This is a genomic window from Microcoleus sp. PH2017_08_TRC_O_A (assembly GCF_020738665.1).
GTDB lineage: Bacteria > Cyanobacteriota > Cyanobacteriia > Cyanobacteriales > Microcoleaceae > Microcoleus.
The window spans coordinates 137,848-161,827 of sequence record NZ_JAEQCE010000067.1 but is presented as its reverse complement, the minus strand read 5'-3'; the positions used below and the strand labels follow the sequence as shown (position 1 = coordinate 161,827).

The window sequence follows — 23,980 nt, the reverse complement described above, 5'->3', positions numbered from 1 at the left end:
TTTAGCAAGGGTAGGGTCAAATAGCTTTTCCCATTCAGGATGGTCTAAATCGGCTTCCATCTGTGCTGCTAGGGCTGACGCACGCTTCCAGTCCTCAGGATTGTCCTTGTAACCGTGTCGCCCTAGTGGTAGATACTTGGGTTTACCTTTTAGTGGCTTGCCGTCTAGGGCCTCCCATAGTGGGCTGTGCCGAGAGGGAAACTGTAATCGGAGGCTACCATGATCAACGCCGATTGTGATGTCGCAAGCAGTCTGAACTTTGCTCTGAGCTTTCATTGGTGTTTCTCCTGAAACTATTGGTTTGTCAAGGTTCTATGGTTTCTAGATTGTTTCTAGATTTAGTCTAGGTAGACTCTATTCTCCAAGTAGCGCCCTACTTTAGGAGCCTACTTGTGACAAGCATAGCAGATTTCCGCAAGGACAGCGACATGCCCTCGCGGAACTGGAAAAACGGGCCCAGCGCCTGGGTGCTAATGCCGTGATCGGGGTGGAAGTTGACACCGGCACGATTAATGTAGACTCTTCGGGGGCTTTGCTGTTGATTACTGCTGTTGGGACTGCTGTCAGATTGCGTTAATAAGCCGCTTTTCCTCTATACATCAGCGAACTTTTTTAACTGGATAAAATAGTTATTGGTTATCAGCCATCAGTCATCAGTCATTAGCTAATAGCTGCTGGCTGAAAACTGATGACTTTTGAGTTTATTTCTTCAGACATAGATACTGGTTATTTCCCCAGGCAGATATGGTTTCTATCAATCTCAGCCACAATCAATGCTTAGGTGAAAGATTGTTAAAAATAAAACCAACTCTCAAAGGAAAGGAAAAGCTATGGCATACGTAAATAGACCAGTAGACAACGTTGTTACCGAGCAGACTCTAGTTAAGCCGGTCATGGAATATCACGATTTAGTGCGGTGGGGCCCAATTTTTTCAGGTTTGGTAATTGCGATCGGCACACAACTGGTGTTAAGTGCGTTGGGTGCTGCGATCGGGTTGAGCAACATTGCTAATTCAGGAGCTCCGCGCAGTATTGCAGGCAACGTCGGTACTGGAGTAGGAATTTGGTCAATTATCAGTTTATTAATAAGCTTGGGCGTTGGCGGTTGGGTAACTGCTCGCGCTTGCGGCCCGATGAACCGCAGCACCGCGCTTTTGAACGGAGCAATTTTGTGGGCAACTACCTTAACAATTGGCTCTTGGCTGTTAGCAAATGGCGTAGCTGGGACTTTTGGCGTAGTAGCAGCGAATGCCGGAGCAGCGATTAATCAAGCCCAACAAGGCGGCGTAAATCTACCCAACCAAGCGCCTAGCGTTTCTGCTCAGGATGCTCGGAATATTGCTGAAAATGCCGCTAAAGCTGGTTGGTCATTTTTGTTCGGCTCATTATTGGGTTTGGTTGCTTCAATGGCCGGAGCATCTGCCGGCGCCCGCACTCCCCGGAATCACTTGTAAAAGTTTGGTGGGACAATCAAACTTCCGGTTCATGAAAGCACTTTTTCAAGGTGCTTTTTTATTGGGTGAATTTGTGTATTCTTCAGTCCGCGAAGGCGGACTTTGTTTGTGTACTAGCGGTTTCAACCGCCGAGTTTTATTTGTATAATGCGCTTTTTGCTGAGTCTAGATCCCCCTAAATCCCCCTTAAAAAGGGGGACTTTGATATCTTCCGGTTCCCCCCTTTTTAAGGGGGGTGCCAGGGAGATCTGGGCCTAGTCGTCAAACAGTAAATCGATAGTACATTTGACGTTAAGTTGACACTAATGGTACTCCGCGCGCACTAATAAATTAAGCTGTGAAGTATTTAGCGGCTGGGTGATAGGTGATAATTGCAGTGGTTGACTGTTCCGGATAAAGTTGTTCGCTTTCATCCATATACAGGTTTATACGATCGCACTTTAGCAAATCCAATTGCTTGTACTGATCCGCCATATTCGGACAAGCAGGATAGCCGAAACTGTAGCGCGAACCGCGATATCGCTGCGCCAGCATATCCCGAATATTATCCGGTTCCTCGCTAGCAAAACCCAATTCCCGGCGAATCCGCGCGTGAGTCCATTCGGCTACTGCTTCCGCCGTCTGTACCGCCAATCCGTGGAAGTAGAGATAATCGGTGTATTGATTGTTAGCAAATAGCTTTTGTGCGTACTCCGTAGCAACTTCTCCCACCGTCGCTACTTGCATCGGAAATACATCGATTTTACCCGATTCTTTCGGCGCGAAGAAGTCGGCAATGCACAGCCGGCGCGCCGATTTTTGCCGGGGAAATGTCAATGTTGTCACAGGCAAGATGCCTGTGCCACTATTGGCATTCACAGGCAAGATGCCTGTGCCACTATTTTCTGCTGTGGGGTGGGCATCTTGCCCGCCCTTCATAATTTCTGGGTCATACAGATACAAGGAATTTCCTTCAGCTTGACAGGGGAAATACCCGTAAATTGCTTGCGGGTGCAGTAACTTTTCGGTGATGATTTTGTGTTTCCATTCTGCCAAGATTGGATAAACTGTCTCAGCTAAGAAAGCATCGTATTCTTCCCGCGATTGGTCTTTTGGCTTGCGGAATTGCCACTGTCCAGCAACTAAGGCTTGCAAATCTAAGTGCCAGAAAAGCTCTTCAAAGGGGATTTCTTCGGGCGATAACAGTTTTGTACCCCAGAAAGGAGGATTCGGGCGATCGATATTTGCATCAACTGCTTCGGAACGCTTGGTATCAACAATCACCGGAGTGTCTGCCTTCTTCGCATCCTCAACCGCAGTTTCTGCCGAAGTTTTAGCTGCTTTCACCGCCCCATTCTCACTCCCAACTTCATCTAAAAATCCAGCCAAATCTTCCCAGTTTCCAGCAGATTTGGCTGGCATCAGTTTCTCCATAAAGTTCAAGTCAGAAAACGCATCTTTGCCGTAAACAACTTTACCGTTATAAGTATTTTGGCAATCTTCATGGACAAATTTGGGAGTCAAAGCTGCACCGCCCAAAATCACTGGAACGGTAATGCCTCTCTGGTTGAATACCTCCAAATTTTCCTTCATAAATGCGGTGGATTTTACCAGCAAGCCACTCATGGCAATACAATCGGCTTTGTGCTTTTCGTAGGCTTCGATGATATTATCAACTGGCTGTTTAATTCCCAAGTTAATCACTCGATAGCCGTTGTTTGATAGGATAATATCAACCAAGTTTTTGCCAATGTCATGAACGTCGCCTTTGACAGTCGCAATGATAAATGTGCCTTTAGCATTGTCCCCGGATTCGGACTTTTCCATGTACGGTTCTAAATAAGCAACTGCCGCTTTCATGGTTTCGGCTGATTGCAATACAAATGGTAGCTGCATTTGTCCCGAACCGAACAATTCTCCGACTACTTTCATCCCATCTAACAAGAAGGTATTGATAATTTGCAGGGGCGGATAGGTTTCTAATGCTTTGGCGAGTTGGATGTCGAGGCCGATGCGTTCGCCATCGATGATGTGGCGCTTCAATCGTTCTTCGACGGGGAGGTTTTCGTCTTGGGTACGATCGCGCTTGGTAGTTTTGCCCGCAAACACCGTTGTTAGGTCGCCCAAGGGGTCGTAAATGCAAATATCGCCGTCGAACTCCCGTTCGTCGTAGATCAGTTTGCGGCAGATTTCCTGGTGTTTGGGGTCGATTTTGGCGATCGGCAAAATCTTGTTAGCGCTGATAATCGCCGAATCCATCCCCGCCTGCATCGCTTCGTGCAAAAACATGGAATTGAGAACTTGGCGCGCCGCCGGATTCAAGCCGAAGGAAATGTTAGAAACTCCCAAAATCACGTGACATCCCGGCAATTCTTGGCGGATGCGGCGGATAGATTCGATGGTAGCTTTGCCGTTTTTTCGGTCTTCTTCAATCCCGGTAGAAATCGGCAAAGCCAGGGTGTCAAAAAAGAGTTCTGAGGCGGGAATTCCATAGGCGACGGCGGCGTTATAGGCGCGTTGGGCGATCGCAAATTTTTGGTCAGCAGTGCGCGCCATCCCATCTTCATCAATCGTTCCGATCACAATCCCCGCGCCGTACTTTTTCGCCAACTCCAAAACTTGATAAAAACGCGGTTCTCCGTCTTCATAGTTAGTAGAATTCAGCAAACATTTGCCGCCCGCCACTTTCAAGCCAGCTTCCATCTTTTCCCACTCGGTGGAATCCAGCATTAAAGGCAGAGTTGCATTAGTCACAACCCGGGATACTAATTCTTTCATATCGCGCACGCCGTCGCGCCCGACATAATCGACGTTGACATCGAGAACGTGCGCGCCTTCTCGCACTTGTTCTCTAGCCATTGCTACTAAACCGTCCCAGTCTTCGGCGTTTAGCAAATCGCGGCATTTTTTGGAACCGCTAGCGTTGAGTTTTTCCCCGACAATTAAGAAGGAATTTTCTTGTTCGTAGGGTTGGGCGCTATAAATTGAAGCAGCGGCTGGTTCCCAAGTAATTTCGCGAATTTTGGGTTTAAGAGTTGTGCCAATTTCTGACAGTTCGCGGATGTGATCGTAGCGAGTACCGCAGCAGCCGCCAATGACTTGCACGCCTAAGTCTTCGACGAAGCGCATCAAGGCCATTTTTAATTCAATCGGCGTCAGTTTGTAGTGTGCGTGGCCGCCAATGTTTTCGGGTAAACCAGCGTTTGGTACGCAGGAAACCACGAAGGGCGAATGTTCGGATAGATATTTGACGTGTTCCGCCATGCGATCGGGCCCGGTGGCACAGTTTAATCCTAAAATATCTATGGGATACGGCTGCAAAATAGCTAAAGCGGCGCTGATGTCGGAACCGACTAACATTGTGCCGGTGGCTTCCATTGTGACTGATACCATTAACGGAATCCGCGCACCTTTTTTCTTAAATACTTCTTCAATGGCATTTAATGCTGATTTAATTTGCAGCACGTCTTGACAAGTTTCGACTATAAATAAGTCAACGCCGCCGTCATAAAGTCCTTCGGCTTGTTCGGTAAAAGCGGCGGTTAGCGTGTCAAAATCGATGTGTCCTAAGGTTGGCAATTTGGTACCCGGGCCGATCGATCCTGCGACAAATCTCGGTTTTTCGGGCGTGTCAAATTCTGCTGCGATATTCTTGGCGAGTTCAGCCGCCGTTTTGTTGAGATAATAGGCTTTGTCTGCTAAATCGTACTCCGCGAGCACGATGGAAGCAGCGCCGAAGGTGTCTGTTTCGATGACATCGGCGCCTGCTTCGAGGAATCCTCGGTGCACGATGGCGACGGCTTCCGGCTTGGTGTGCACGAGATATTCGTTACAGCCTTCGTATTCTTTACCGCCGAAGTCTTCTGCGGTGAGGTTTTGGACTTGCAGGTTGGTTCCCATGGCGCCGTCGAAGACGATGACTGGGCGCGAGGGGTGGTGGAGTCGATCGAGAAATTTGCTATTCATCAGCGGTAAAAAGACGTAGGTGCTATATATTTACAATTTTATCTATTGTGCAATATTGTCAACAATTATGCGTATGTTGGGGAACGACTGATGACTGAAGGATTTAATGCTGCTGACGGTAGTTCGATCGCACCTACGATCTTACCGATCGCCCTGGATAATTGTCAAAATTCTGCTGTGGGCGCGGCTGTGGGGGCTAAACTGGCGATCGACTCTGAGGGGTTTTTTCGCTTAACTGTTGAGGAATTTTGCGAAAATGCGATCGCGATCGTGAAACGAGTGATGCAAAAGGGCGATCGTTTTATTTTACAGCAAGCAGGGAAGGATCTAGCTGCGATCGTTCCCGAAGCAGAGTTTCACAAGATAGATTATCTCATGGAAGAACTCAAACCCTCACAATTCTTTCCTGACGAAGAAGCATATTATGAAGATGAGAGAGGAATCCACTGCATTTACCCGGACGAACTTGTAGAAGACTTTGATAATATTTTAGCAGATGTCAAGGAATTCGACGAATTATTTGGCTTATTGCCCACTGAGGAAATGGGAGAAAATATTGATATTTTCATGTCTGTAGCTATTCTCATGTCGATCGATCGTTTTTGGGTACCGGAGTACCTAATCGCCGAGAAATCCCGACTAAAAATGCTATCATAATACTATTAGTAGGGTGTGTCGCCATTGAAATACCTCGCATCAGATCGACAATCTCATAGCGACGCACCTGACTATTAGTAGGGTGTGTCGCCATTGAAATACCTCGCATCAGATCGACAATCTCATAGCGACGCACCGGACAAAATACTAAACAACACTTCTTTCCTAACACGGCTGTTTATAACTGCTATAAGTTTGTTCACCTTCGATCGCAAAACCAATACAGAGGACTCGCAATATGAATCCGCAAACAATAACCCCGTCTCCTCCCGTACAAGAGCAAATTATCCGAGAGTCAAAAGTTGTTTTGAAAGGCGTTAGCTGGCAAACTTTTCAAGCGTTGCTTGCTGATGTTGGAGACGATCGTGCGTGGAGAATTGCCTATGACAATGGAGTATTAGAAATCAGAATGCCCTACCAAGAACATGAAATGCCTACAGGGATGTTAGAAAGTTTTATTGAAGCCCTAGCAGATGAGCTAGAAATTGAGGTAATGAAACTCCGATCTCTGCTGCTTAAACGAGAAGATTTAAGTCGCGCGATCGAACCAGATACCTGTTTCTACATCCAGAATGAAGCTTTAGTAAGAAGCAGAGATATTGACTTGGAAACCGATCCGCCGCCGGATTTGGCTGTCGAGTCGGATTACACCAATTCTTCTCTAAACAAATTCGCAATTTATGCAGCTTTGGGCGTTCCAGAAATTTGGAGATACCGCCGCCAAACTCTAGAAGTTTATCAACTTGTCGATGACAAATACGAGAGTGTTGGTCAAAGTGTAGCTTTTCCATTTTTGCCGATCGCAGAAATACCAGGATTTATCGAACAAAGCAGGGCGATCGGACAAAGATCGGCCGTGCGTCTATTTCGGACAAGAATTAGAGAAATTTTGCAAAATTCCAACCTATAATAAATGTAAAATTCCAACCCATAATAAAATATAATTGGGGTGGATCTGAGTTTGGTAAATATGATTGTAGGGGCGAAGCATGACCGCAGTCAATATGAGATTATAACTAATAACTCATATACGGTCATGCTTCGCCCTCTTGAAAAACCCGATGCACCCTATAATTGGTTCGTAGCCAGGACTTCAGTCCGCATCCAATCCAAGGACTGAAGTCCTCACTACGAACCTTTAAGAAGGACTGAAGTCCTCACTACAAACCTGTGAGTCTTAAAAAATATTAAATTTTTTGATTATTTCTTTCGCATCTTTCTCTGTGAACCTCTTTTAGCCAGGTGCTTAATTTCATTGTCGGCTGGAACATCCACTTGTTCTACAATTTCTAAATCCAAAACTTCAACCTCGCCTCCGCTGATTTCTTCAGCTTTCTCAACATCCTGCAAATCCTGCTGATGTTCGATTAACTCCAATCCAAATCCAGAATCTAAAATCGGCAATTCATCGATTTCTTCACTAATTTCAGATTCTCCAACCCAATCGTCAATTTCCGCCGCTAAATCTTCCTCAATTTCTTGACTAATTTGAGTTTCTCTAATTTCCTTCTCTACTAGCTGCACCGATAACTGCTGGTTTTCCCTTGACAAATGCTCAATCTGAGTCGATTGAATTCTAAGCTGTTCATTCAAAACGCGAATTTCTCGGTTTTGCTGCTGAATCATTTCTTCCCCATCAGCAATAGTTCGATTTCTCTCTAATATGACTTCATTTCTAGTTTCTAATTCCAAAGCGCTCATTGCTGCTTTAATTACATTATAAAAATGCGGCTTAGACACATCAACTTGTTTAGCATTATGGCGACTTTTCCCCAAAAGTCCAATCTTTTCTCCTTGCTTAACAGCCAACACAAAACCTTGATGATTTTTAATTTTTAATTCTTTGACAAAATCAACTTGAACTAAGCTGCAAATATATCTGTGACAGTCATAATAAAATTCTGCTTTCATGAAAAAGCACCCCTTTCTGCTACAGTCCCGCAGAATTATAGCACGAAGAATGTTAAATCTCGAACAAAATCTCTAAACCTATGGTGCGCGCCGATCGCCCTACCATAATTTCAAATGTATGCGATGTCAAGAGTTGTTGCTAAAATTAATCAAAAATCAATAATCGATCGCCATTTCAATCAAAACATAAGCGTATCGCGAGTAAGCCCTGGCATTTTTAATGATTTTTTGAAACGAGCGGGCGAGACTTAAAGATTGAAAAAATAGTCATCCCTATAGCCATCAACGGTTTGAGATACTAGATTAGATCTAAAACTGTCCTTCGTATTGCTAATCAATAATAAATAATATCTTCCTCCAACTCAATCACACCCGCAATCAACTTCCAACAAGGATCGTCTCCTTCCCAATCATCAGGCCGCCAAGGCATACTTAAACTGATGGTTAGCAAACAAGCTTTTTCCGGGCGATAACCCAAATCCAACCTTCTAGTAAACACCGGATCGGTAATTGTTGCCGTCAATTTTTGATTGTATGCAGTTACAATAGATCCTTCCCATTTATTCCCACTTTCAAATCTTTTGCCGACCATTCTTACGGTAAATTTTACTGCTTTTATTAATTGTAAAGTAATGCGCTCTTCCCTTGGCAAAGACTGCATATAATCTACTGTCACAAATCGCAAATCATTATGCAAAATATATGCCCGATCGCGGAAATATTTCAGTAAATATGCAGAAGAAACCTTCCCGACGTGCTGCCATTTTCCCGGAATAATAGACAGATTTTCACACTCAAAACCAAAATCCGGCCCCGTATTTGCCAAAGGAATGTCTATAACATCTAATAATGCCGGTTCCAGTCTATTTATCTGCCGTATTTCTTTAGGAATCTGGCCGTCTGGTAAGTCGGAAATTGGACGTACCCAGTTACCATTAATTTCATTAATTCCAGCGATGCACCTGTCACCTCGTTTCCAGGAATTAGCAAGGCAAATTATCCGAGTCATTCGATTTTAGATGTTAGATTTTAGATTGATTCCTGTATTTATGGCGTACACTCCCCGCCAGCTATGCAATTCAAAGATGACTAATTTTGACATTTTGCCACTTATCGTTGAGATATTCAGCAACTAAACGGCGGTGACAGTTGTGAGGCTGTGGTTCGCTACAAAGCAGACACCCGCAGTCTAGAATATCCGGCGAAATTTTTTGCTCAATTTGTCGATCGCGAATCAACTGCAAAAACTGCTGTTCATAAACATCCCAATCTCCCTTTTTCTTTTTATAATCATCCAGAATATCTTGAGTCGGCGCTAAATCCAGAATATGCACATACTTAATATTACCAATTGTCCGCAAAAAATACTCTAAATCTTTCCGCTTAGCAAAACCAGCTAACTGGGACACATTATTCAGCCGCGTATCTATCACCCTGCGGACTCCGGCTTTTATCAAAGTATCAAAAAATTGCTCGGCGCTTTTTTGAGTAAAACCAATTGTAAATAAATTAATTGCTTTCTTTGGTGACATAAGCGATTTCCAATCCATAACGATAATAAGCTGTTTCTAAATCAACTATTTCATCTTTAACTTGAGGTTCTAATTCAAACAAGCTTAACTGAATTGGCTGATTATTTTTTTTACCTTTGTTAAACTTGCTCAAAAGTCTTGCTTCTACATCCTGATGCGATTCTAAACTGCCATCGGACAGAATATGATTTATTTGCAAATTAAATTCTTTGAGTTTGTGGCAAACTAAAATAGTGCGGTGACAAGTAATCGGGTCTTTTTCCGCACACATTAAACTGATTTTATAATTGGTGGCGCCTTTGAGCAAGCGTTGAATTCCTGAGGCAAATAGAGGAGTCGCTGCTATGCGATCGTACAAAGCTTTACCGCTAGTATCGTAACAGCTTAAGTCTTCCGGCCTCGCACCCAATTCTTGCCCCAAAAAAACATATTGAATGCCCGCAGCAGACAGAGAAGCTGTAATTTCTGATTTATTAAAATGAGGTAAATAGCGGCTGAAAGGATGCGATCGCACGTCCGCAACCGCTGTAATTCCGTGTTGTTCCAATAACAAAATAAACGCTTCAATACTGTGATTGGAGTGTCCGATCGTAAATACTTCCATTGCTTCGATCTTACTATTAAGTATTCAGCTTGCAGGCTAGATTTTCTGTAGTCTGATAGTTTCAACCAGCAGGTTTCTTCACCAACTTTTGAATCCCAATTTGCAAACCCAGCAGCATTAAGCCGACTGCCGCCAGCCCAAAAACGCCCGTACCTAAAGCCACCATCCCCACGACTAAAGTTCGCACGGCGACACTAATTTTAAGCACAGTAATATTGGTGGAATGCAGCGGCTTGCTAGCAAAATTTAGAGCGATCGACATAGTTAGCGAATACAAACCAAAAGCGAACACACTCGCGATCAGCGAACCAATCACGCACCGCAAAACAGTCGGCTGCTTGGGAGATGCAGGCGTTGCATCCCGCGCCGAACTTAGAGGTTCAGAAGTGGAATTTGGATTAGTTAAATCAGCCATGGCGATTTTAGATTTTAGATTTTAGATTTTAGATTTCTGGTTAATTTACCAAAACTAAAATCGGTGTTTCATGTCATTTTATCAGTTCTGCGATCTTAATAGACTCCGCGCAAAGTTAGATTCATTTTTGCCGTTAGCGCAGCCCTCGGAGAGGATCGCCCCCACTGACATTTAACCGACGATCGCGATCGCACCCGACAGCGAGTTACACCCTCACAATCGGCGGTTTCGTATCATTTCCTTCCGAAAAAATCCGAATCCCAGTATTGCTAAACTTTGCTACCCAAAAATCCAAATCGGGAGAAGCGATCGCACTTTTCACCCGTTCCAGAACCTGCTGAGCCTGCTCTGGAGACTCACACAGCGCAAACACCGTCGGCCCGGAACCGGACATCATCGCGCCCAAAACCCCCGCCGACTCAAAAGCCTCCCGCAATTGCAACACCTGCGGGTACACGGGTAAAGCAACTTTTTCTAAATCGTTGTGCAGCAATTGACCAATTTTCGATCGATCTTTTTGGGCGATCGCCCCCACCATCGGCCCTGAATGTAGCCTTTGGCGGCGACATTCCAAATCTTCTGGTGCACAATAGGAACTACTGAACTGTTTGCGATAAGTTTGATACGACCATGCAGTAGAAATACTGAGATTGCGAAACTTCGCCAGCACCACACAAAAACCTCCCAAATCAGGCAGTGGAGACAATTTATCCCCGCGTCCGGTTGCCAAAGCCGTACCTCCTCCAATGCAAAAAGGCACATCTGAACCCAGAGTTCCCCCCAACTCTTGCAACTCCGATTGAGTGAGTCCCAATTGCCACAGTAAGTCCATCCCGACTAAAACTGCGGCAGCATTTGCAGAACCGCCGGCGAGCCCAGCAGCCACCGGAATCTGCTTGTGAATCGCAATCTCAACTCCGCCGTATTTCGCCAAAGCATCTGGAAATTGCTGCGCCAACAAATCCGCCGCGCGATAAGCCAGATTATTCTTGTCCGGCGGGACTTGGGGGTGATCGCAGCGCACGCGGATCGTGTCCGTTCCGATCGCGCGCAAGTCAATTCGATCGGCCAAATCTATGCTTTGAAGCACCATCGCCAGTTCGTGATATCCGTCGGGGCGATCGCCTATTATCTCCAAATACAGATTGATTTTTGCTGAAGCTAGCAGAGAATATGAACGCATAGGTGATTAAGCCGCGGGTGAAAGAAACCCCTGGTTGAAGAAATTAATTGACACCAGTCAGACTACATTTTCTCACAACTCAAAGGAAATATTATGCAGGAAATGTGGAAAACTTTTTTTAGTTCGGGGTCATTTATTCCCCACGGGCGCTGTTATCGATGGCAGACCAAGTTAGTCTGGCTGCACGTAGCCTCAGATTCAATAATTGCGATCGCCTATTTCTCGCTCCCGATTACACTGCTTTACTTTATTTCCAAACGCGAAAGTCATTAGTCATTATTCATCAGTCATGTTTTGCGAGTAAACAAGAGTTCGCGAACGTTATTAATCATCAGTTATCAGTAAACTTATTGCATAAATCTTTGATTGATAGGCGAACCGCAGATGCAACCGACGATGCAACGCAGATTATTTCCAGATAAGAAAGCTTGGGAGTGCAAGGATTCTAGTCATCGGAAAACAAATTATTGCTCAAATTTACCCATTGCGCCACGCTTAAATCTTCAGCGCGAGATTGAGGATTGATCTGTAACTTTTCTAACAATTGAACGAGTTTATCTAAATCCACAGATCCTTTTAAATTATTACGCAGCATCTTGCGCTTGCTGCCAAATCCTAACTTGACTAAAGTCTCTAAATAACGCGGATTAACTGCTGGCGTTTCTATCACTCGGGGCAGCAGCCGCACCACGGCGGAATCGACTTTTGGCGGCGGATAAAAGTCTCTAGACGGCACATCGCAAATTAACTCGCATTCTGCTAAATACTGCACCCGCACCGACAAAGCGCCAAAAGCTGTCGAACCAGGTTTAGCGTAAAGCCTTTGGGCTACTTCTTTCTGCACCAACAGGACGATCGCATCGAAGGGTTTCGCAACCGGCACAGATATCGTTCCCAGCAGTTTTTGCAGGATGGGGCCGGTGATATTGTAGGGAATGTTGGCAACAACTTTATTGGGATCTTGGAATTTGGGAAAGGCGATTAGTTCAGCCTCTAAATCCATTTCCAGAAAATCGCCTTGTAGCAGTAAAAAGTTGTCGTTTTTGCCTAGTTGCTTGGCGAGTTTTAGGCACAAATCTCGATCGATCTCCACCGCAACAACAGACTCAGCCGCAGCCAGCAAGGGTCGAGTCAGAATCCCAGTGCCCGGCCCGATTTCCAGGACGCGATCGCCCGACAAACTCGCCGCTTTGACAATCTTATCTAAGGCTTTCTCGCTTTTGAGCCAATGTTGAGCAAACTGTTTCCGGGGTCTGGTCGATCGCATTTTTTGAATTCTTCGAGAAATCTTAGCCTGCCATTCTATCACAACCCCATATTTTTTCCCAAGCTAAAGTTATGTTTATTTTTGTAAACAGGGGTTGAATTCAGCAAAAAACTTGGGCATCATAAAATAATTAACGATAAAAAATAAGTTTATTTCTTCCCAATTACCAATTACCAATTACCAATTACCAATTACCAATTACCAATTACCAATTACCAATTACCAATTACCAATTACCAATTCCCCAAAAATGAAATTCCAACGAGTATTTGGTACATTACCCCAAACCCAAGCCAGCGCGCCCGGAAGAGTAAATATGCTGGGCGAACACACAGACTACAACGATGGATTTGTACTTCCGACTGCGATTGGGCAGCGCACAACAGTACAAATTGGCTTCAGCAGCGATACCCGACACCATTTTTATTCAGCCGAATATGACGAACTCATAAATTTTTCAGACGACGATACCATACCGCAAAAATTCGTCAGTTATATCTGTGGCTGCATCAGACTTTTAGAAAAAGAAGGGTACAAAATACCACCAATAAATCTCTACATTACCTCCGATGTGCCAATCGGCGCCGGTTTGTCCAGCAGCGCCGCTTTAGAAATAGCCACCCTCAGAGCAATCCGCGCGCTGCTGAACCTCCCCCTAGACGACGTGCGGCTGGCTCAAATCGGACAGCTAACCGAAATCCGGTATGCCGGGGTGAACTGTGGCATCATGGATCAAATGGCGTCGAGTTTAGCAGACACCAAAACGATGCTATTTATCGACACCCGCAGCCTCGAATACCGCGCCCTACCTTTTCCCACAGGCACAGAAATTTTAGTCATTGACAGCGGTGAAAGCCACAACCTAGCAGCCGGAAGTGGCTACAACCAGCGGCGTGCTGAGTGCGAAGAATCCGCCCGGATATTGGGAGTTAAAGCCCTTAGGGATATCAGCGATCCCAAAGCAGTGGAAGTATTGCCAGAACCCCTAAAAAGGCGATCGCGCCACGTAGTCACCGAAAACAACCGCGTGCTGCAAGCTGTAAAATCTTTACCAGCCGAACGTTTCGGCGATTTAATGAATGCTTCCCATGCGAGTTTGCGCGACGACTACGAAGTTTCGGTGGTTGCAGTAGATGCCTTGGCGGCAATCTTGCAGTCAATCCCCGGAGTCTTCGGCGCGAGGCTGACGGGCGGAGGTTTTGGTGGTGCTTGTGTTGCACTGGTTAAGAGTGGGAAAGCCGATGTTATTGCATCAGAGGCGATCGATCGTTACCACCGCGCGGGTTATAATGGTCGCGTTTTAGTTCCCGAAGTTCAAGTTAATTCTTAATCGCAGAACTATCTCCCGACACCGAAGGCCACCGCACAGTCACGATAACCGAATCCTCCTCGGCCGACCAATAATGAGGCACTCCCGGCAGCCAGAGAGCATAATCTGCTTCACAACACAGCAAGATTTCTTGCGAAGGAAATTGCAAGCGAAACCGCCCTTTTACCAGAATAGAAAGCGTAGTTGCTGCCGCATTTACCGCCCACTGAGTCCTGCAATCTCCGGCGGAGTGAACGCCCCATTTTACCTCTAACGCAGAAGTCGATCGCGCGTCATCTTCGGGCATTATAAAGTGACCCGCAAACCAACCGCCGCGACTTGCACCTTCAGCACCCGCATTTCCAAAAATCACTTCAGGTGGCATCAGTTAATAATCTAACAAACAAATATTTTAAGTAACACAAACTCAAAGGTTCGTAGTAAGAACTTTAGTCATAAACACAACTGGCAATTGATCTTTAGGTACGTTGTTGCGCTTCAGCGCTCTTTGATAGATCTAGCATAGCGCCCAAGCGCAACAACGTACCTCATCCTTGATGATTTTTAGACGAGCCAACACGATCGCAATTATAACTTGCGGTCCGAAGATTGACCTTCCGTCGTAGCTATTTCCCCAGCTTCCATAAACTGCTTAAAGTGGCGCAAATCGTCAGCAATTTGCTGTTCTGGATCTTCCCCAAATAGTTTAGCAGCGCCCGCACCGATCGCACCGCCCGGAGGGTTGTATTCGATCGCCACTTTTACCTTTGATTCGCATCCGCAGCCGACTGCAAACCCTCCACAACCCCGAGTCCGCGCGCCGCCAAACTGCCGCCCGCAACCGCCAGCAAAGCACCTCTGAGTGAACGCTGCGACAAACCAAACAGCACCAGCGCTCGCCCACCAATTAACGAAGCCCAGCGTTCGGTATCGCTGGTGTTAGCTTGGTTTTGTTTGTCAGAATTTGCGATCGAAGTAGATTCGATTGCTTTAAACCTCGTCAGTCGATTTTAGATTTTAGATTTTAGATTCTTCGACTTCGCGATCGAACCAGTTTTAGATTTTAGATTTACTCCACAGATAAATCTGCGAGGTCTAACTAAGGTCTAAAATCTTGGGATACCCACGACAGCCCTGCGGGGACTTCCGTTTTTGGGCGGGTCAATTAATCGTGAAAAACAGCAGCAAAAGGGGCAACCCAAACAGATCCATCGAAACTGGGAGCATCTCAGTTTTTCATTTATAGCGGTTCTCAGAAAGATTCGCGGATGTTGTTGGGCTTGGGCCCTCTTGGTTTAAGGGTTGTGTGGGCTGTCAGTTATACCTCATCTTTTTGAGAAAGGCTATATATAGATAGTGCTGTCCCCGCTCGCGAGTTGTACAATACGCGAGCGGGGACAGCACTATAATAAAAAAAATGCTTTTTACAAAATTGAGATGCTCCCACATGAATCGCCTCAAACCGTCCCTGAAAAAGTGAACCAACTCTTTGATAGCGTTTATTAATAGCCTTAGTATAAGACAGAGTAAATGCCTGCATCAGGTTGGAAAAACGATTGGTGTTCAGGTGAACTAATAAATGATAGTGGTTCGGCATCAAACAATAAGCAATAATATCGACACCATGAGTAATCAGATGGTTTCTTAATTGACGTAAAAAATAAATATAGTTTTCTCGCTCAAAAAATATCAACTGACGGTTATTACCTCGGTTATAAACATGGTAGTAATTACCCGCTTGCAAGATAACTTGGCGACGTGGCATATCAGATAGTAGGTAAGTGGCTAGCCGAAGTCAGAAACTGGGAGGCTCAGAAACCGGGTTTCTACGAAAAATCTGGTGAGGTTGTTTAAATTATCGCAGAAACCCGGTTTCTTGGACTAAGCGCGTGGAACTCAGAAACCGGGTTTCTCGCGAAAATCTGGTGAAGAGGCGTAAATTCTCACAGAAACCCGGTTTCTTGGGCTCAGCGCGGGAACTCAGAAACCGGGTTTCTATGAAAAATCTCGTGAAGATACGAAAATTCTCGTAGAAACCCGGTTTCTCGGACTCAGCGCGTGGGACTCAGAAACCGGGTTTCTCGCGAAAATCTCGTGAAGAGGCGTAAATTGTCGTAGAAACCCGGTTTCTTGGACTAGGCGCGTCGAGATTCAGAAACCGGGTTTCTTCAGATCATCTCATGAGGAGGCGTAAATTCTCGTAGAAACCCGGTTTCTCGGACTCAGCGCGTGGGACTCAGAAACCGGGTTTCTGCGTAAAATCTCATGAGGAGGCGTAAATTACCGTAGAAACCCGGTTTCTTGGACTAGGCGCGTCGAGATTCAAAAACCTTACTCAAACCTCACGAATCGCCAAAATATTCGTGTTATTTTGTAGTGAGATTAAGGAATATTCAAAATCAAATCATGTCTCAAGATCGCCCTTTCATCTCAAAAGGCGATGATCGAACTTATATACAAAAATCAAAATAAGGAATTGGCAATGTCAGGAACTGAGGGCGATCGGAAAGCATATCAGCGCATTGGAAAAGCGCGGCGAGAGGGAGCAAAAACACTCAATCTTAGCGATCTGGAACTGACGAAACTGCCAGAGGCGATCGCCTCCCTCACTCAGTTGGAAAAGCTTTACCTTCACAACAACCAACTGACAAAACTGCCAGAGGCAATCGCCTCCCTCACCGAATTACAACAGCTTTACCTCCACAACAACCAACTGACGAAACTGCCAGAGGCGATCGCCTCCCTCACCCAGTTGCGTGGGCTTTACCTTTCCAGTAACCAACTGAGGGAACTACCAGAAGCGATGGTCTTCCTCACCGAGTTGCGACTGCTCTACCTCCACAACAACCCTCTCAATTCTGACCTCGCCGCCGCCTATGAACAAGGCACTAAAGCCCTTTTGCAATACCTACGAGCAAAGGCAGAAGCACAAATCACCCTGAACGAAGCCAAGCTGATTTTAATCGGCGAAGGCGAGGTAGGCAAAAGTTGCCTCCTCGGAGCATTACGAGAAGACGAATGGCTAGAAAGTCGTCCCACCACTCACGGCATTGAAATTAAGCCAGTCATTGTCACCCATCCTGAAACCGACACAGAAATATCCCTCAATGGTTGGGATTTTGGCGGTCAACCGGTTTATCGACCCACACACCAGTTGTTTTTCAGTGCACCAGCCGTGTATCTAGTGGTGTGGAAGCCACGGGAAGGCCCCCAGCAAGGCTTTGTCAAAGAGTGGATTACCCTAATCAAGCATCGGGAACCAGATGCCAAAGTGCTAGTAGTCGCCACCCACGGCGGCCCCGGACAGCGACAACCCGACATTGACAGACAGGAAATTTGCGATCGATTCGGCTGCGATACGGTGCTTGGCTTCTTTCATATCGACAGCAAACCTGACACTCAGAACTCCTGCAACGGCGTGGCAGAATTAAAAAGTGCGATCGCTAATGTCGCCGCCTCTCTTCCCGAAATGGGACGTTCGATTCCCGCCAAATGGCAGCGAGTGCGGGAAATCTTGCAGACAAACGACAAAGCCTATCTGCCCTACGATGAAGTTATTGCCATCTGCGCTAAACACGGAATCGATAAAGAACAAGCAGAACTTTTTCTTCGCATTTCCCATACCTTGGGGCATATCATCCATTACCATTACGATCCAATACTGCGAGATATTGTCATCCTCAAACCCGACTGGTTGGCCAAGGCAATTAGCTTCGTACTTGATGATGAAACGACCCGCCGCCGCAACGGTTTAGTAGACTTTGAGCATCTGGGTGAATTATGGAGGAATCCCCCGTTTCCAGGCGAAAACGGCTACCCGAAAGAACTACATCCCATCTTTCTCAAGCTGATGGAACGCTTCGATTTGTCCTACCGCGTGGTACTCGATCCAACTAAACCCAGTAATACCAGTTTGATTGCTCAACTCGTACCCGATACACGCCCGGAATTGTCCAATTGGGGACAGCAACCGGAAGCCGGAGACAGACAACAAATACAAATCTGCCGCATTGTGGACGATCGAGGACAACTTGCAGTCGCAGAAGGATTGTTTTACCAGTTAATTGTGCGCTTGCACAAATACTCACTGGGGCGATGCAATTACGAACAAAGTATCCATTGGCAACGCGGTTTGATGCTTGACGACGACTACAACGGTCGGGCATTGCTGGAATATATTAATACGGATGTCAAAATCACCGTGCGGGCGGCTTATCCAGAACGGTTCTTGTCTTATCTCACGGCAGAGATTAAATGGCTAGTCGAGAATTTCTGGGAAGGATTGCGATGTAATGTGATGGTTCCTTGTATTGCGCCTTGTGGTAAAAATCTGCCTGGAAACGCGCTATTTGAAGTAGAGAAACTAATTGAAAGCAAAAAAGATAATCGTCATGATTATCCATGTTCACTCTGTAATAAATGGCAAAACATCGATTCTTTGCTGAATAACGCACCGATTGCTCAACCCCCATCTCAAGAAATCGGCATTCAGCAGTTCCGAAATATGTTCAAAGACGAGCTAAAAATCATCCGCGAAGATTTAGTGATTTTCGATAGTCGAAATCAAGAACGATATCAGTCATTGTCTCAGGATCAGCGAATCATTCTCAGTAAAGTCGATGAAGAATTTGCGTCACTGATGCAAATGCTCACCGATGAAGCGAAAGATGGCCCGCGCCTGTTTAGTTTCAAGCCCGTCGATCCCAAGTTTTTCAATCGCCCAAAATGGATTAGTACAAAATTGCAAATAACCCTCTGGTGCGAACACTCTCGTCAACCGCTTCCCGCCTTAAATCCTCACGACAAGCAGAAAGGAGTTTATGAATTGGAAGTATCGCGCCAATGGTTTACCATAGCAGCCCCATATCTCAAAATTTTGACCGGAACCCTGAGTCTAGTCTTACCTGTCGCAGCCTCTGCCACCAAGTTCATGCTAGACGAAGCTACCTACAAAGGCATTGAAGAAGAACTCGATTTAGGACAAAAAAGCATCGAATCTACCTTGAAAGGTAGCGATTTAGCTACTAATTTGTCTGGCGAAAATGACATCCCAGATTGGCAACAGGGCGACTCAGCAATCATGGCGAAAGGCTCGATTTTGCGAGAATTACACGCGCTGCTAAAAGCAAAAGATCCTGGTTTTGGTGGCTTAGTTCGGGTACAGAACAGACGGCGCGAATTCCTGTGGGTTCACGAGCAGTTTGTAGATGAGTATTAATATTGTTCGCCGATCGCCCGTTCCGCGCTACGATCGAACTATGATTCGGCGATTAAAATCGCTTCTACAAAAACGAAGTCCGCCTTCGCGGACTAAGAAAATAAACGGCGCTCTAAACCCGGATTTGGTATGATTACTGATGGCTAATAACTAATGACTGATAACTCATAACTCATACATAACTAATAACTAATGACTGATAACTCCAAACCGCCGTTATACGAGATGAATCCGCTAGGTCGATTTTCCGATCGCGCTACGGATTATGTCAAATACCGCCCGAGTTATCCAGCCGCTGCGATCGATCCGATTTTAGCAGGACTTGGGGAACCTTCACGGTTAACCGCAGCCGATATCGGTGCAGGTACAGGAATTTCTTCCCGTTTGCTAGCAGAAAGAGAGGTTCGAGTATTAGCGATCGAACCCAATGCCGAGATGAGACAAGCGGCCGCACCTCATACTTTGGTAGAGTTTAGAGACGGAACTTCCGAAGCCACTAATTTGCCTGACCGATCGCTCGATTTAGTCGCGTGTTTCCAGTCTTTCCATTGGTTCAATCCTGTTTTAACTTTACCAGAATTTCGGCGAATTCTCAAGCCATCGGGAAGGTTGACTGTAGTTTGGAATTTGCGCGATCGCACGGATGCGCTGACAGAGGGCTACACTCAAATTGTTAAGAGCGCTTCCCAGAGCTATCCTGCCGAAAAGCACGATCGCTCGATCGAACCTTTGCTTGCGAGTGCAGATTTTACTGATGTGCGATCGATCGAATTTGCTAACAGACAAGATTTAGATTTAGCAGGGTTAATCGGGCGGGCACAAAGCTCATCTTATATGCCGAACTCCGGGCCTCAGTTGCAGAAACTCACCTCGGATTTAACCGAACTTTATCAAGCTTACTGTGGCGATCGTGGCTTTGTTTCATTGGTTTACAAAACAATAGTTTATCTGGGAAATTCTACGGATTGTTAATTTTTTATATAATACCGATAAATTAAAACTTCTGTGATATGATGCTGGGCAAATTGGCGTGGCGATCGCTCGTTCGTTCAGTTGACAGTTGACAGTTGACAGTTGACAGCTACCTCTACCTGGAAGGAAGAGGATTGGAGTAATGAATAGTCTGATTTTAATTTCTCCCGATCGGGATTGGGGCTTTAAACCAATTCTTTCTGGTAAATTCAAGAATAAATAAAGGCGATCGCACAGCAGCACTAGGTAAGAACTCCATCTTTTGTAAGATGCTCAAACTAATCTCTTAAGATGAATCTATTTCTATTGATAGAGCCCGCAAAGTTGTTAACATTTGTAAAATGAGAAAAACATCCTATCCCAAAGCTTCATCTATGCAAACGTATGACGTGATTATCATAGGAGCAGGTCACAACGGGCTTGTCTGTGCGTCTTATCTCCTCAAAGCCGGATATACCGTTCTTTTGTTAGAAAAACGTTCCGTTCCCGGTGGCGCCGCGACTACCGAAGCTGCGATTCCCGAATTACCAGATTTTAAATTCAACTTGTGCGCGATCGACCACGAATTTATCCATTTAGGGCCAGTTGTAGAAGAGTTAGAACTGGAAAAATACGGATTAGAATATCTTTACTGCGATCCAGTGGCGTTTTGTCCGCATCCAGACGGCAAATATTTCTTAGCGCACGGTTCCGTAGAAAAAACTTGTGCAGAAATTGCCCGCTACAACGAACGCGATGCGAAAAAATATGCCGAATATACAGATTTTTGGCAGCGCGCTTTAAGCGCGATGATTCCGATGTTTAACGCGCCGCCAAAGTCTATAATAGATATTGCCGGCAACTACGATATTGCTAAACTCAAAGACTTATTTTCAGTCATTGGTTCTCCAGACAAAACGCTAGACTTTATTCGCACGATGATTACCAGCGCTGAGGACATTCTCAACGAGTGGTTTGATGAGGAATTTTTGAAAGCACCTTTGGCAAGACTGGCCGCAGAGTTGGGCGCGCCTCCTTCACAAAAAACCATTGCTGTAGGCGCAATTATGATGGCAATGCGCCACAATCCTGGGATGGCGAGGCCGCGCGGAGGAACGGGTGCATTGGTGCAAGCGCTGGTCAATTTAGTGAAAAGCTATGCGGGTGTTATACTTACTGACCAGCACGTCGAGAAAATATTAGTTGATAACGGCCGCGCTGTCGGTGTTAGAGTTGCAGGCGGCACAGAATATCGAGCTACTAAAGGCGTCATTTCTAATATTGATGCGAAGCGTTTGTTTCTGCACTTGATGGATGATAGCGATGTTGACAGTGCCGATCCGAATTTGCGGGAAAGATTGGAGCGCAAAATTGTCAATAACAATGAGACAATTCTGAAAATAGATTTAGCTCTCAATGAAGTACCTAAGTTCGATCGCTGGAACCATAAAGACGAATATTTAATGGGTTCTGTTTTGATTGCTGATTCGGTGAAACACGTGGAAATTGCTCATACTCAGCCTGCGATCGGCAAAATCCCCGATTCCGATCCGTCGATGTATGTGGTGTTTCCAACGGTACGAGACCCGTCAATGGCTCCCCCCGGACACCATACGGCTTGGATTGAATTTTTTGCTCCTTACCAAATCGAAAATGCTGAAGGAACCGGCCAGCACGGTACGGGTTGGACGGACGAGCTGAAAAACAAAGTTGCCGATCGCTGCATTGACAAATTAGCAGAATACGCACCCAATATCAAGAACTCAATTATCGGCCGCCGCGTGGAAAGTCCGGCGGAATTGGGAGAGCGTTTGGGGGCGCTGAAGGGGAATTATTACCACGTTGACATGACGCTGGATCAGATGATATTTTTCCGTCCGTTACCCGAGTTGGCGAATTACAAAACGCCGATCGACGGTTTGTTCCTCACCGGTGCCGGCACGCACCCCGGCGGCTCGATTTCGGGGATGCCGGGACGCAATACGGCTCGCGTGTTCATGCACTCGCAGCAGCCGATCGCGCAAACGTTGAGCGATGCGGCTAATTCTCTGAAATCGACGGCTAAGTCGGTATTTCGGATTAATTAGAAGTAAGATTTTTAACCGCAGATGAACGCAGATAAACGCAGATGAATTACATCTGCGTTTATTTGTATTAATTTATCAGTGTGCGAGTGCGAGAATTTTTTCGGGTTGATTCCCTGTGAGGGGAAAACGATTTGCGATCGCACTTAACACCCTTTCTAAATCGGGAGCATCTTTCGCCAATGTTGGCTGCTCCTCCCGTTCGGTCAAATCTGTTAAAATATTCAGGATGATCGTTGCTAAATATTCATCAGCATTATCCAACAAACTCAATAGCTTCTCGATATCTTCTTTCGCGCCCAACCAGTACCGCGCTCCCAGCAATTCAGCTTTTACTGATAAAGGAAGTTCCGAGTTTAGATACTCTTCCAGTTTTGGCAATAGCTGCGGCGTACCTAAAAGCCCGATCGAATTAGCAGCATACCCTCTAACTGCTTTATCTTCATCAACATCAAGCAGTGAAAGCTCCAGAGTTTCTATAGCTGATGGTTCTTCTAAATATCCAAGAGTTTCTGCTGCTGATGCGCGAACCAGTGCTGAAGGGTCATTTCTGAGAATATATTCTATCGGTACAACCGCAGGACTATAACCAAGTTCTCCCAGTGCCTCCACTGTTTCAGACCTAACCAGTTCTTCAGGATCGTTTAGCAAAGGCATTAATGCAATGCCAACTGTCTCTACTTCCTCTGAACCGAGATAACCTAATGCCTCGGCTGCCTCAGCTCTAATTGATTCATCGGCGGATTTTAGCAATCTTAATATCTTCGGTACAGCTTCATAAACTTCTGCATCTACAAGCTGTATCAATGCTTCTGTTTGCAGGGTATAATCATCTGAATCGCAATAATCTAGCAGTGTTTCAGTTGTCAGCTTATCCATAATTTTTGCACCTCCCTAAATTTTAGTGCTTCCAGCCTAGGTTATTTTCACACTTAGTCAGTTAGATTGAATGGCATTACGCAAGTATCAAAATGAATAAGTGTGAGTAATTCGACATCCCCCAAAACTCTCTGAATTTCGTGGTACTACACTAATTGCAGACTAATTTTGGGAGATATTTCTTTGAGCAGCTTACCTTTTGGTCTTCTTCTTTTTGCCGCTGGATCGGCTATGTCTGTCACCAAAGAATTTCTGGGTGCTTTTAATTTTTTCCATTTTTTCTTTATCTTTATCGCGTTTAGCTTGCTGTTTCAATATTTCGAGTGCTTCAGGCATATCTGATGCTCTTTTTTCGGCGATTAGTTGTTTAGCTTGTTCTACAATACCCGTATCAGCTACATTACCTTCAGATGTCATAGTGTTTTATTTTAGGTTTATTATAAGGAATTATCAAAAATATTACGGACTGTTCATATATGATTACATTTTAACTCAGATATCAAACCTTGTCAATAAAGGATTTTCTACTTTGGTGGAGGTTTATTTAACTTGTCTGTAATTAGTTTGATTT

22 protein-coding genes and 1 pseudogene are annotated in these 23,980 nt (G+C 45.4%); 9 read left to right on the top strand and 14 right to left on the bottom strand.

Annotation, left to right across the window (positions count from 1 at the left end):
* On the bottom strand, positions 1–276 hold a 276-nt coding region (locus JGK22_RS22620), incomplete at its 3' end, for a hypothetical protein (protein ID WP_293313732.1).
* Positions 277–415: 139 nt separating this feature from the next.
* On the opposite strand from JGK22_RS22620, the pseudogene JGK22_RS22615 reads away from it, so the two are divergent.
* Together JGK22_RS22615 and JGK22_RS22610 are read left to right on the top strand one after the other, a co-directional pair.
* Positions 416–577: pseudogene (locus JGK22_RS22615) on the top strand (heavy metal-binding domain-containing protein); the annotation flags it as partial.
* Between the two features lie 253 nt (positions 578–830).
* Positions 831–1,454: a hypothetical protein gene (locus JGK22_RS22610; protein WP_293185976.1), complete on the top strand. Its 624-nt coding sequence runs from the start codon at positions 831–833 to the stop codon at positions 1,452–1,454.
* 330 nt (positions 1,455–1,784) lie between these two features.
* Here JGK22_RS22610 and metH read toward each other — a convergent pair whose 3' ends face one another.
* Positions 1,785–5,399, bottom strand: a complete 3,615-nt coding sequence (gene metH / locus JGK22_RS22605) for a methionine synthase (protein ID WP_293313729.1) — start codon at positions 5,397–5,399, stop codon at positions 1,785–1,787.
* A gap of 90 nt (positions 5,400–5,489) precedes the next feature.
* On the opposite strand from metH, the gene JGK22_RS22600 reads away from it, so the two are divergent.
* Both JGK22_RS22600 and JGK22_RS22595 read left to right on the top strand, forming a co-directional pair.
* Entirely contained in the window at positions 5,490–6,056 is a 567-nt protein-coding gene (locus JGK22_RS22600; RefSeq protein WP_293185979.1) for a type II toxin-antitoxin system Phd/YefM family antitoxin, read from the top strand.
* A 238-nt stretch (positions 6,057–6,294) separates the two neighbouring features.
* Positions 6,295–6,966: a Uma2 family endonuclease gene (locus JGK22_RS22595; protein WP_293185980.1), complete on the top strand. Its 672-nt coding sequence runs from the start codon at positions 6,295–6,297 to the stop codon at positions 6,964–6,966.
* A gap of 290 nt (positions 6,967–7,256) precedes the next feature.
* On the opposite strand, the gene JGK22_RS22590 is transcribed toward JGK22_RS22595, so the two are convergent.
* The 6 genes from JGK22_RS22590 to ispE all read right to left on the bottom strand — a co-directional run bounded on the left by JGK22_RS22590 (position 7,257) and on the right by ispE (position 11,701).
* Complete coding sequence (locus JGK22_RS22590; protein ID WP_293185981.1) at positions 7,257–7,967, bottom strand: hypothetical protein; 711 nt, start codon at positions 7,965–7,967, stop codon at positions 7,257–7,259.
* Between the two features lie 334 nt (positions 7,968–8,301).
* Entirely contained in the window at positions 8,302–8,976 is a 675-nt protein-coding gene (locus tag JGK22_RS22585; RefSeq protein WP_293185982.1) for a hypothetical protein, read from the bottom strand.
* A 70-nt stretch (positions 8,977–9,046) separates the two neighbouring features.
* Positions 9,047–9,499: a DUF488 domain-containing protein gene (locus JGK22_RS22580; RefSeq protein WP_293185983.1), complete on the bottom strand. Its 453-nt coding sequence runs from the start codon at positions 9,497–9,499 to the stop codon at positions 9,047–9,049.
* A complete protein-coding gene (locus tag JGK22_RS22575; protein ID WP_293185985.1) occupies positions 9,477–10,103 on the bottom strand; it encodes a DUF488 domain-containing protein in 627 nt (208 codons plus the stop codon). The genes JGK22_RS22580 and JGK22_RS22575 overlap by 23 nt, the downstream gene beginning before the upstream one ends.
* Before the next feature lie 61 nt (positions 10,104–10,164).
* A complete protein-coding gene (locus JGK22_RS22570) occupies positions 10,165–10,518 on the bottom strand; it encodes a DUF3082 domain-containing protein (RefSeq protein ID WP_293185987.1) in 354 nt (117 codons plus the stop codon).
* Between the two features lie 205 nt (positions 10,519–10,723).
* Positions 10,724–11,701, bottom strand: coding sequence for a 4-(cytidine 5'-diphospho)-2-C-methyl-D-erythritol kinase (gene ispE, locus JGK22_RS22565; protein WP_293147908.1), 978 nt, complete (start codon positions 11,699–11,701; stop codon positions 10,724–10,726).
* A 93-nt stretch (positions 11,702–11,794) separates the two neighbouring features.
* Between ispE and JGK22_RS22560 the strand changes: the two genes are divergently transcribed.
* Positions 11,795–11,974, top strand: a complete 180-nt coding sequence (locus JGK22_RS22560; protein ID WP_293185988.1) for a hypothetical protein — start codon at positions 11,795–11,797, stop codon at positions 11,972–11,974.
* Between the two features lie 172 nt (positions 11,975–12,146).
* Here JGK22_RS22560 and rsmA read toward each other — a convergent pair whose 3' ends face one another.
* Positions 12,147–12,968 carry a 16S rRNA (adenine(1518)-N(6)/adenine(1519)-N(6))-dimethyltransferase RsmA gene (gene rsmA / locus JGK22_RS22555; protein WP_293185990.1) on the bottom strand — a complete coding sequence of 274 codons (822 nt, stop codon included), beginning with the start codon at positions 12,966–12,968 and terminating at the stop codon, positions 12,147–12,149.
* Positions 12,969–13,218: 250 nt separating this feature from the next.
* On the opposite strand from rsmA, the gene galK reads away from it, so the two are divergent.
* Positions 13,219–14,298 (top strand): galactokinase, encoded by a 1,080-nt coding sequence (gene galK, locus JGK22_RS22550; protein WP_293193290.1) that lies wholly within the window; start codon positions 13,219–13,221, stop codon positions 14,296–14,298.
* Here the strand turns inward: galK and JGK22_RS22545 are convergent.
* The 3 genes from JGK22_RS22545 to JGK22_RS22535 all read right to left on the bottom strand — a co-directional run bounded on the left by JGK22_RS22545 (position 14,288) and on the right by JGK22_RS22535 (position 16,042).
* Positions 14,288–14,662 carry a signal peptidase I gene (locus JGK22_RS22545; protein ID WP_293277386.1) on the bottom strand — a complete coding sequence of 125 codons (375 nt, stop codon included), beginning with the start codon at positions 14,660–14,662 and terminating at the stop codon, positions 14,288–14,290. The genes galK and JGK22_RS22545 overlap by 11 nt on opposite strands.
* Positions 14,663–14,865: 203 nt before the next feature.
* Entirely contained in the window at positions 14,866–15,036 is a 171-nt protein-coding gene (locus tag JGK22_RS33325; protein WP_363319204.1) for a hypothetical protein, read from the bottom strand.
* A gap of 559 nt (positions 15,037–15,595) precedes the next feature.
* A complete protein-coding gene (locus JGK22_RS22535) occupies positions 15,596–16,042 on the bottom strand; it encodes a transposase (protein ID WP_293185994.1) in 447 nt (148 codons plus the stop codon).
* Positions 16,043–16,717: 675 nt separating this feature from the next.
* Between JGK22_RS22535 and JGK22_RS22530 the strand changes: the two genes are divergently transcribed.
* The 3 genes from JGK22_RS22530 (at position 16,718) to crtO (ending at position 22,533) form a co-directional block, all read left to right on the top strand.
* Entirely contained in the window at positions 16,718–19,495 is a 2,778-nt protein-coding gene (locus tag JGK22_RS22530; protein WP_293313726.1) for a COR domain-containing protein, read from the top strand.
* A 192-nt stretch (positions 19,496–19,687) separates the two neighbouring features.
* Positions 19,688–20,467 (top strand): class I SAM-dependent methyltransferase, encoded by a 780-nt coding sequence (locus JGK22_RS22525; protein WP_293313723.1) that lies wholly within the window; start codon positions 19,688–19,690, stop codon positions 20,465–20,467.
* Positions 20,468–20,841: 374 nt separating this feature from the next.
* The gene (crtO, locus tag JGK22_RS22520; RefSeq protein WP_293197345.1) at positions 20,842–22,533 is read left to right on the top strand and encodes a beta-carotene ketolase CrtO; all 1,692 of its coding nucleotides are present in this window, start codon (positions 20,842–20,844) and stop codon (positions 22,531–22,533) included.
* Positions 22,534–22,608: 75 nt separating this feature from the next.
* On the opposite strand, the gene JGK22_RS22515 is transcribed toward crtO, so the two are convergent.
* Both JGK22_RS22515 and JGK22_RS22510 read right to left on the bottom strand, forming a co-directional pair.
* The gene (locus JGK22_RS22515; protein WP_293197347.1) at positions 22,609–23,409 is read right to left on the bottom strand and encodes a HEAT repeat domain-containing protein; all 801 of its coding nucleotides are present in this window, start codon (positions 23,407–23,409) and stop codon (positions 22,609–22,611) included.
* 192 nt (positions 23,410–23,601) lie between these two features.
* Positions 23,602–23,826, bottom strand: coding sequence for a polymorphic toxin type 34 domain-containing protein (locus JGK22_RS22510; RefSeq protein WP_293197349.1), 225 nt, complete (start codon positions 23,824–23,826; stop codon positions 23,602–23,604).
* Positions 23,827–23,980 lie beyond the last annotated feature (154 nt).

What these genes read in the sequence shown, in the direction of transcription:
- JGK22_RS22545 (WP_293277386.1), bottom strand. Translation starts at nt 14,662, where the DNA reads ATGCCACCTGAAGTGATTTTTGGAAATGCGGGTGCTGAAGGTGCAAGT.
- JGK22_RS22560 (WP_293185988.1), top strand. Translation starts at nt 11,795, where the DNA reads ATGCAGGAAATGTGGAAAACTTTTTTTAGTTCGGGGTCATTTATTCCC.
- rsmA (WP_293185990.1), bottom strand. Translation starts at nt 12,968, where the DNA reads ATGCGATCGACCAGACCCCGGAAACAGTTTGCTCAACATTGGCTCAAA.
- ispE (WP_293147908.1), bottom strand. Translation starts at nt 11,701, where the DNA reads ATGCGTTCATATTCTCTGCTAGCTTCAGCAAAAATCAATCTGTATTTG.
- JGK22_RS22610 (WP_293185976.1), top strand. Translation starts at nt 831, where the DNA reads ATGGCATACGTAAATAGACCAGTAGACAACGTTGTTACCGAGCAGACT.
- galK (WP_293193290.1), top strand. Translation starts at nt 13,219, where the DNA reads ATGAAATTCCAACGAGTATTTGGTACATTACCCCAAACCCAAGCCAGC.
- JGK22_RS22580 (WP_293185983.1), bottom strand. Translation starts at nt 9,499, where the DNA reads ATGTCACCAAAGAAAGCAATTAATTTATTTACAATTGGTTTTACTCAA.
- JGK22_RS22570 (WP_293185987.1), bottom strand. Translation starts at nt 10,518, where the DNA reads ATGGCTGATTTAACTAATCCAAATTCCACTTCTGAACCTCTAAGTTCG.
- JGK22_RS22590 (WP_293185981.1), bottom strand. Translation starts at nt 7,967, where the DNA reads ATGAAAGCAGAATTTTATTATGACTGTCACAGATATATTTGCAGCTTA.
- JGK22_RS22515 (WP_293197347.1), bottom strand. Translation starts at nt 23,409, where the DNA reads ATGGATAAGCTGACAACTGAAACACTGCTAGATTATTGCGATTCAGAT.
- crtO (WP_293197345.1), top strand. Translation starts at nt 20,842, where the DNA reads ATGCAAACGTATGACGTGATTATCATAGGAGCAGGTCACAACGGGCTT.
- JGK22_RS22600 (WP_293185979.1), top strand. Translation starts at nt 5,490, where the DNA reads ATGACTGAAGGATTTAATGCTGCTGACGGTAGTTCGATCGCACCTACG.
- JGK22_RS22530 (WP_293313726.1), top strand. Translation starts at nt 16,718, where the DNA reads ATGATCGAACTTATATACAAAAATCAAAATAAGGAATTGGCAATGTCA.
- JGK22_RS22595 (WP_293185980.1), top strand. Translation starts at nt 6,295, where the DNA reads ATGAATCCGCAAACAATAACCCCGTCTCCTCCCGTACAAGAGCAAATT.
- metH (WP_293313729.1), bottom strand. Translation starts at nt 5,399, where the DNA reads ATGAATAGCAAATTTCTCGATCGACTCCACCACCCCTCGCGCCCAGTC.
- JGK22_RS22585 (WP_293185982.1), bottom strand. Translation starts at nt 8,976, where the DNA reads ATGACTCGGATAATTTGCCTTGCTAATTCCTGGAAACGAGGTGACAGG.
- JGK22_RS22535 (WP_293185994.1), bottom strand. Translation starts at nt 16,042, where the DNA reads ATGCCACGTCGCCAAGTTATCTTGCAAGCGGGTAATTACTACCATGTT.
- JGK22_RS22510 (WP_293197349.1), bottom strand. Translation starts at nt 23,826, where the DNA reads ATGACATCTGAAGGTAATGTAGCTGATACGGGTATTGTAGAACAAGCT.
- JGK22_RS22525 (WP_293313723.1), top strand. Translation starts at nt 19,688, where the DNA reads ATGACTGATAACTCCAAACCGCCGTTATACGAGATGAATCCGCTAGGT.
- JGK22_RS22575 (WP_293185985.1), bottom strand. Translation starts at nt 10,103, where the DNA reads ATGGAAGTATTTACGATCGGACACTCCAATCACAGTATTGAAGCGTTT.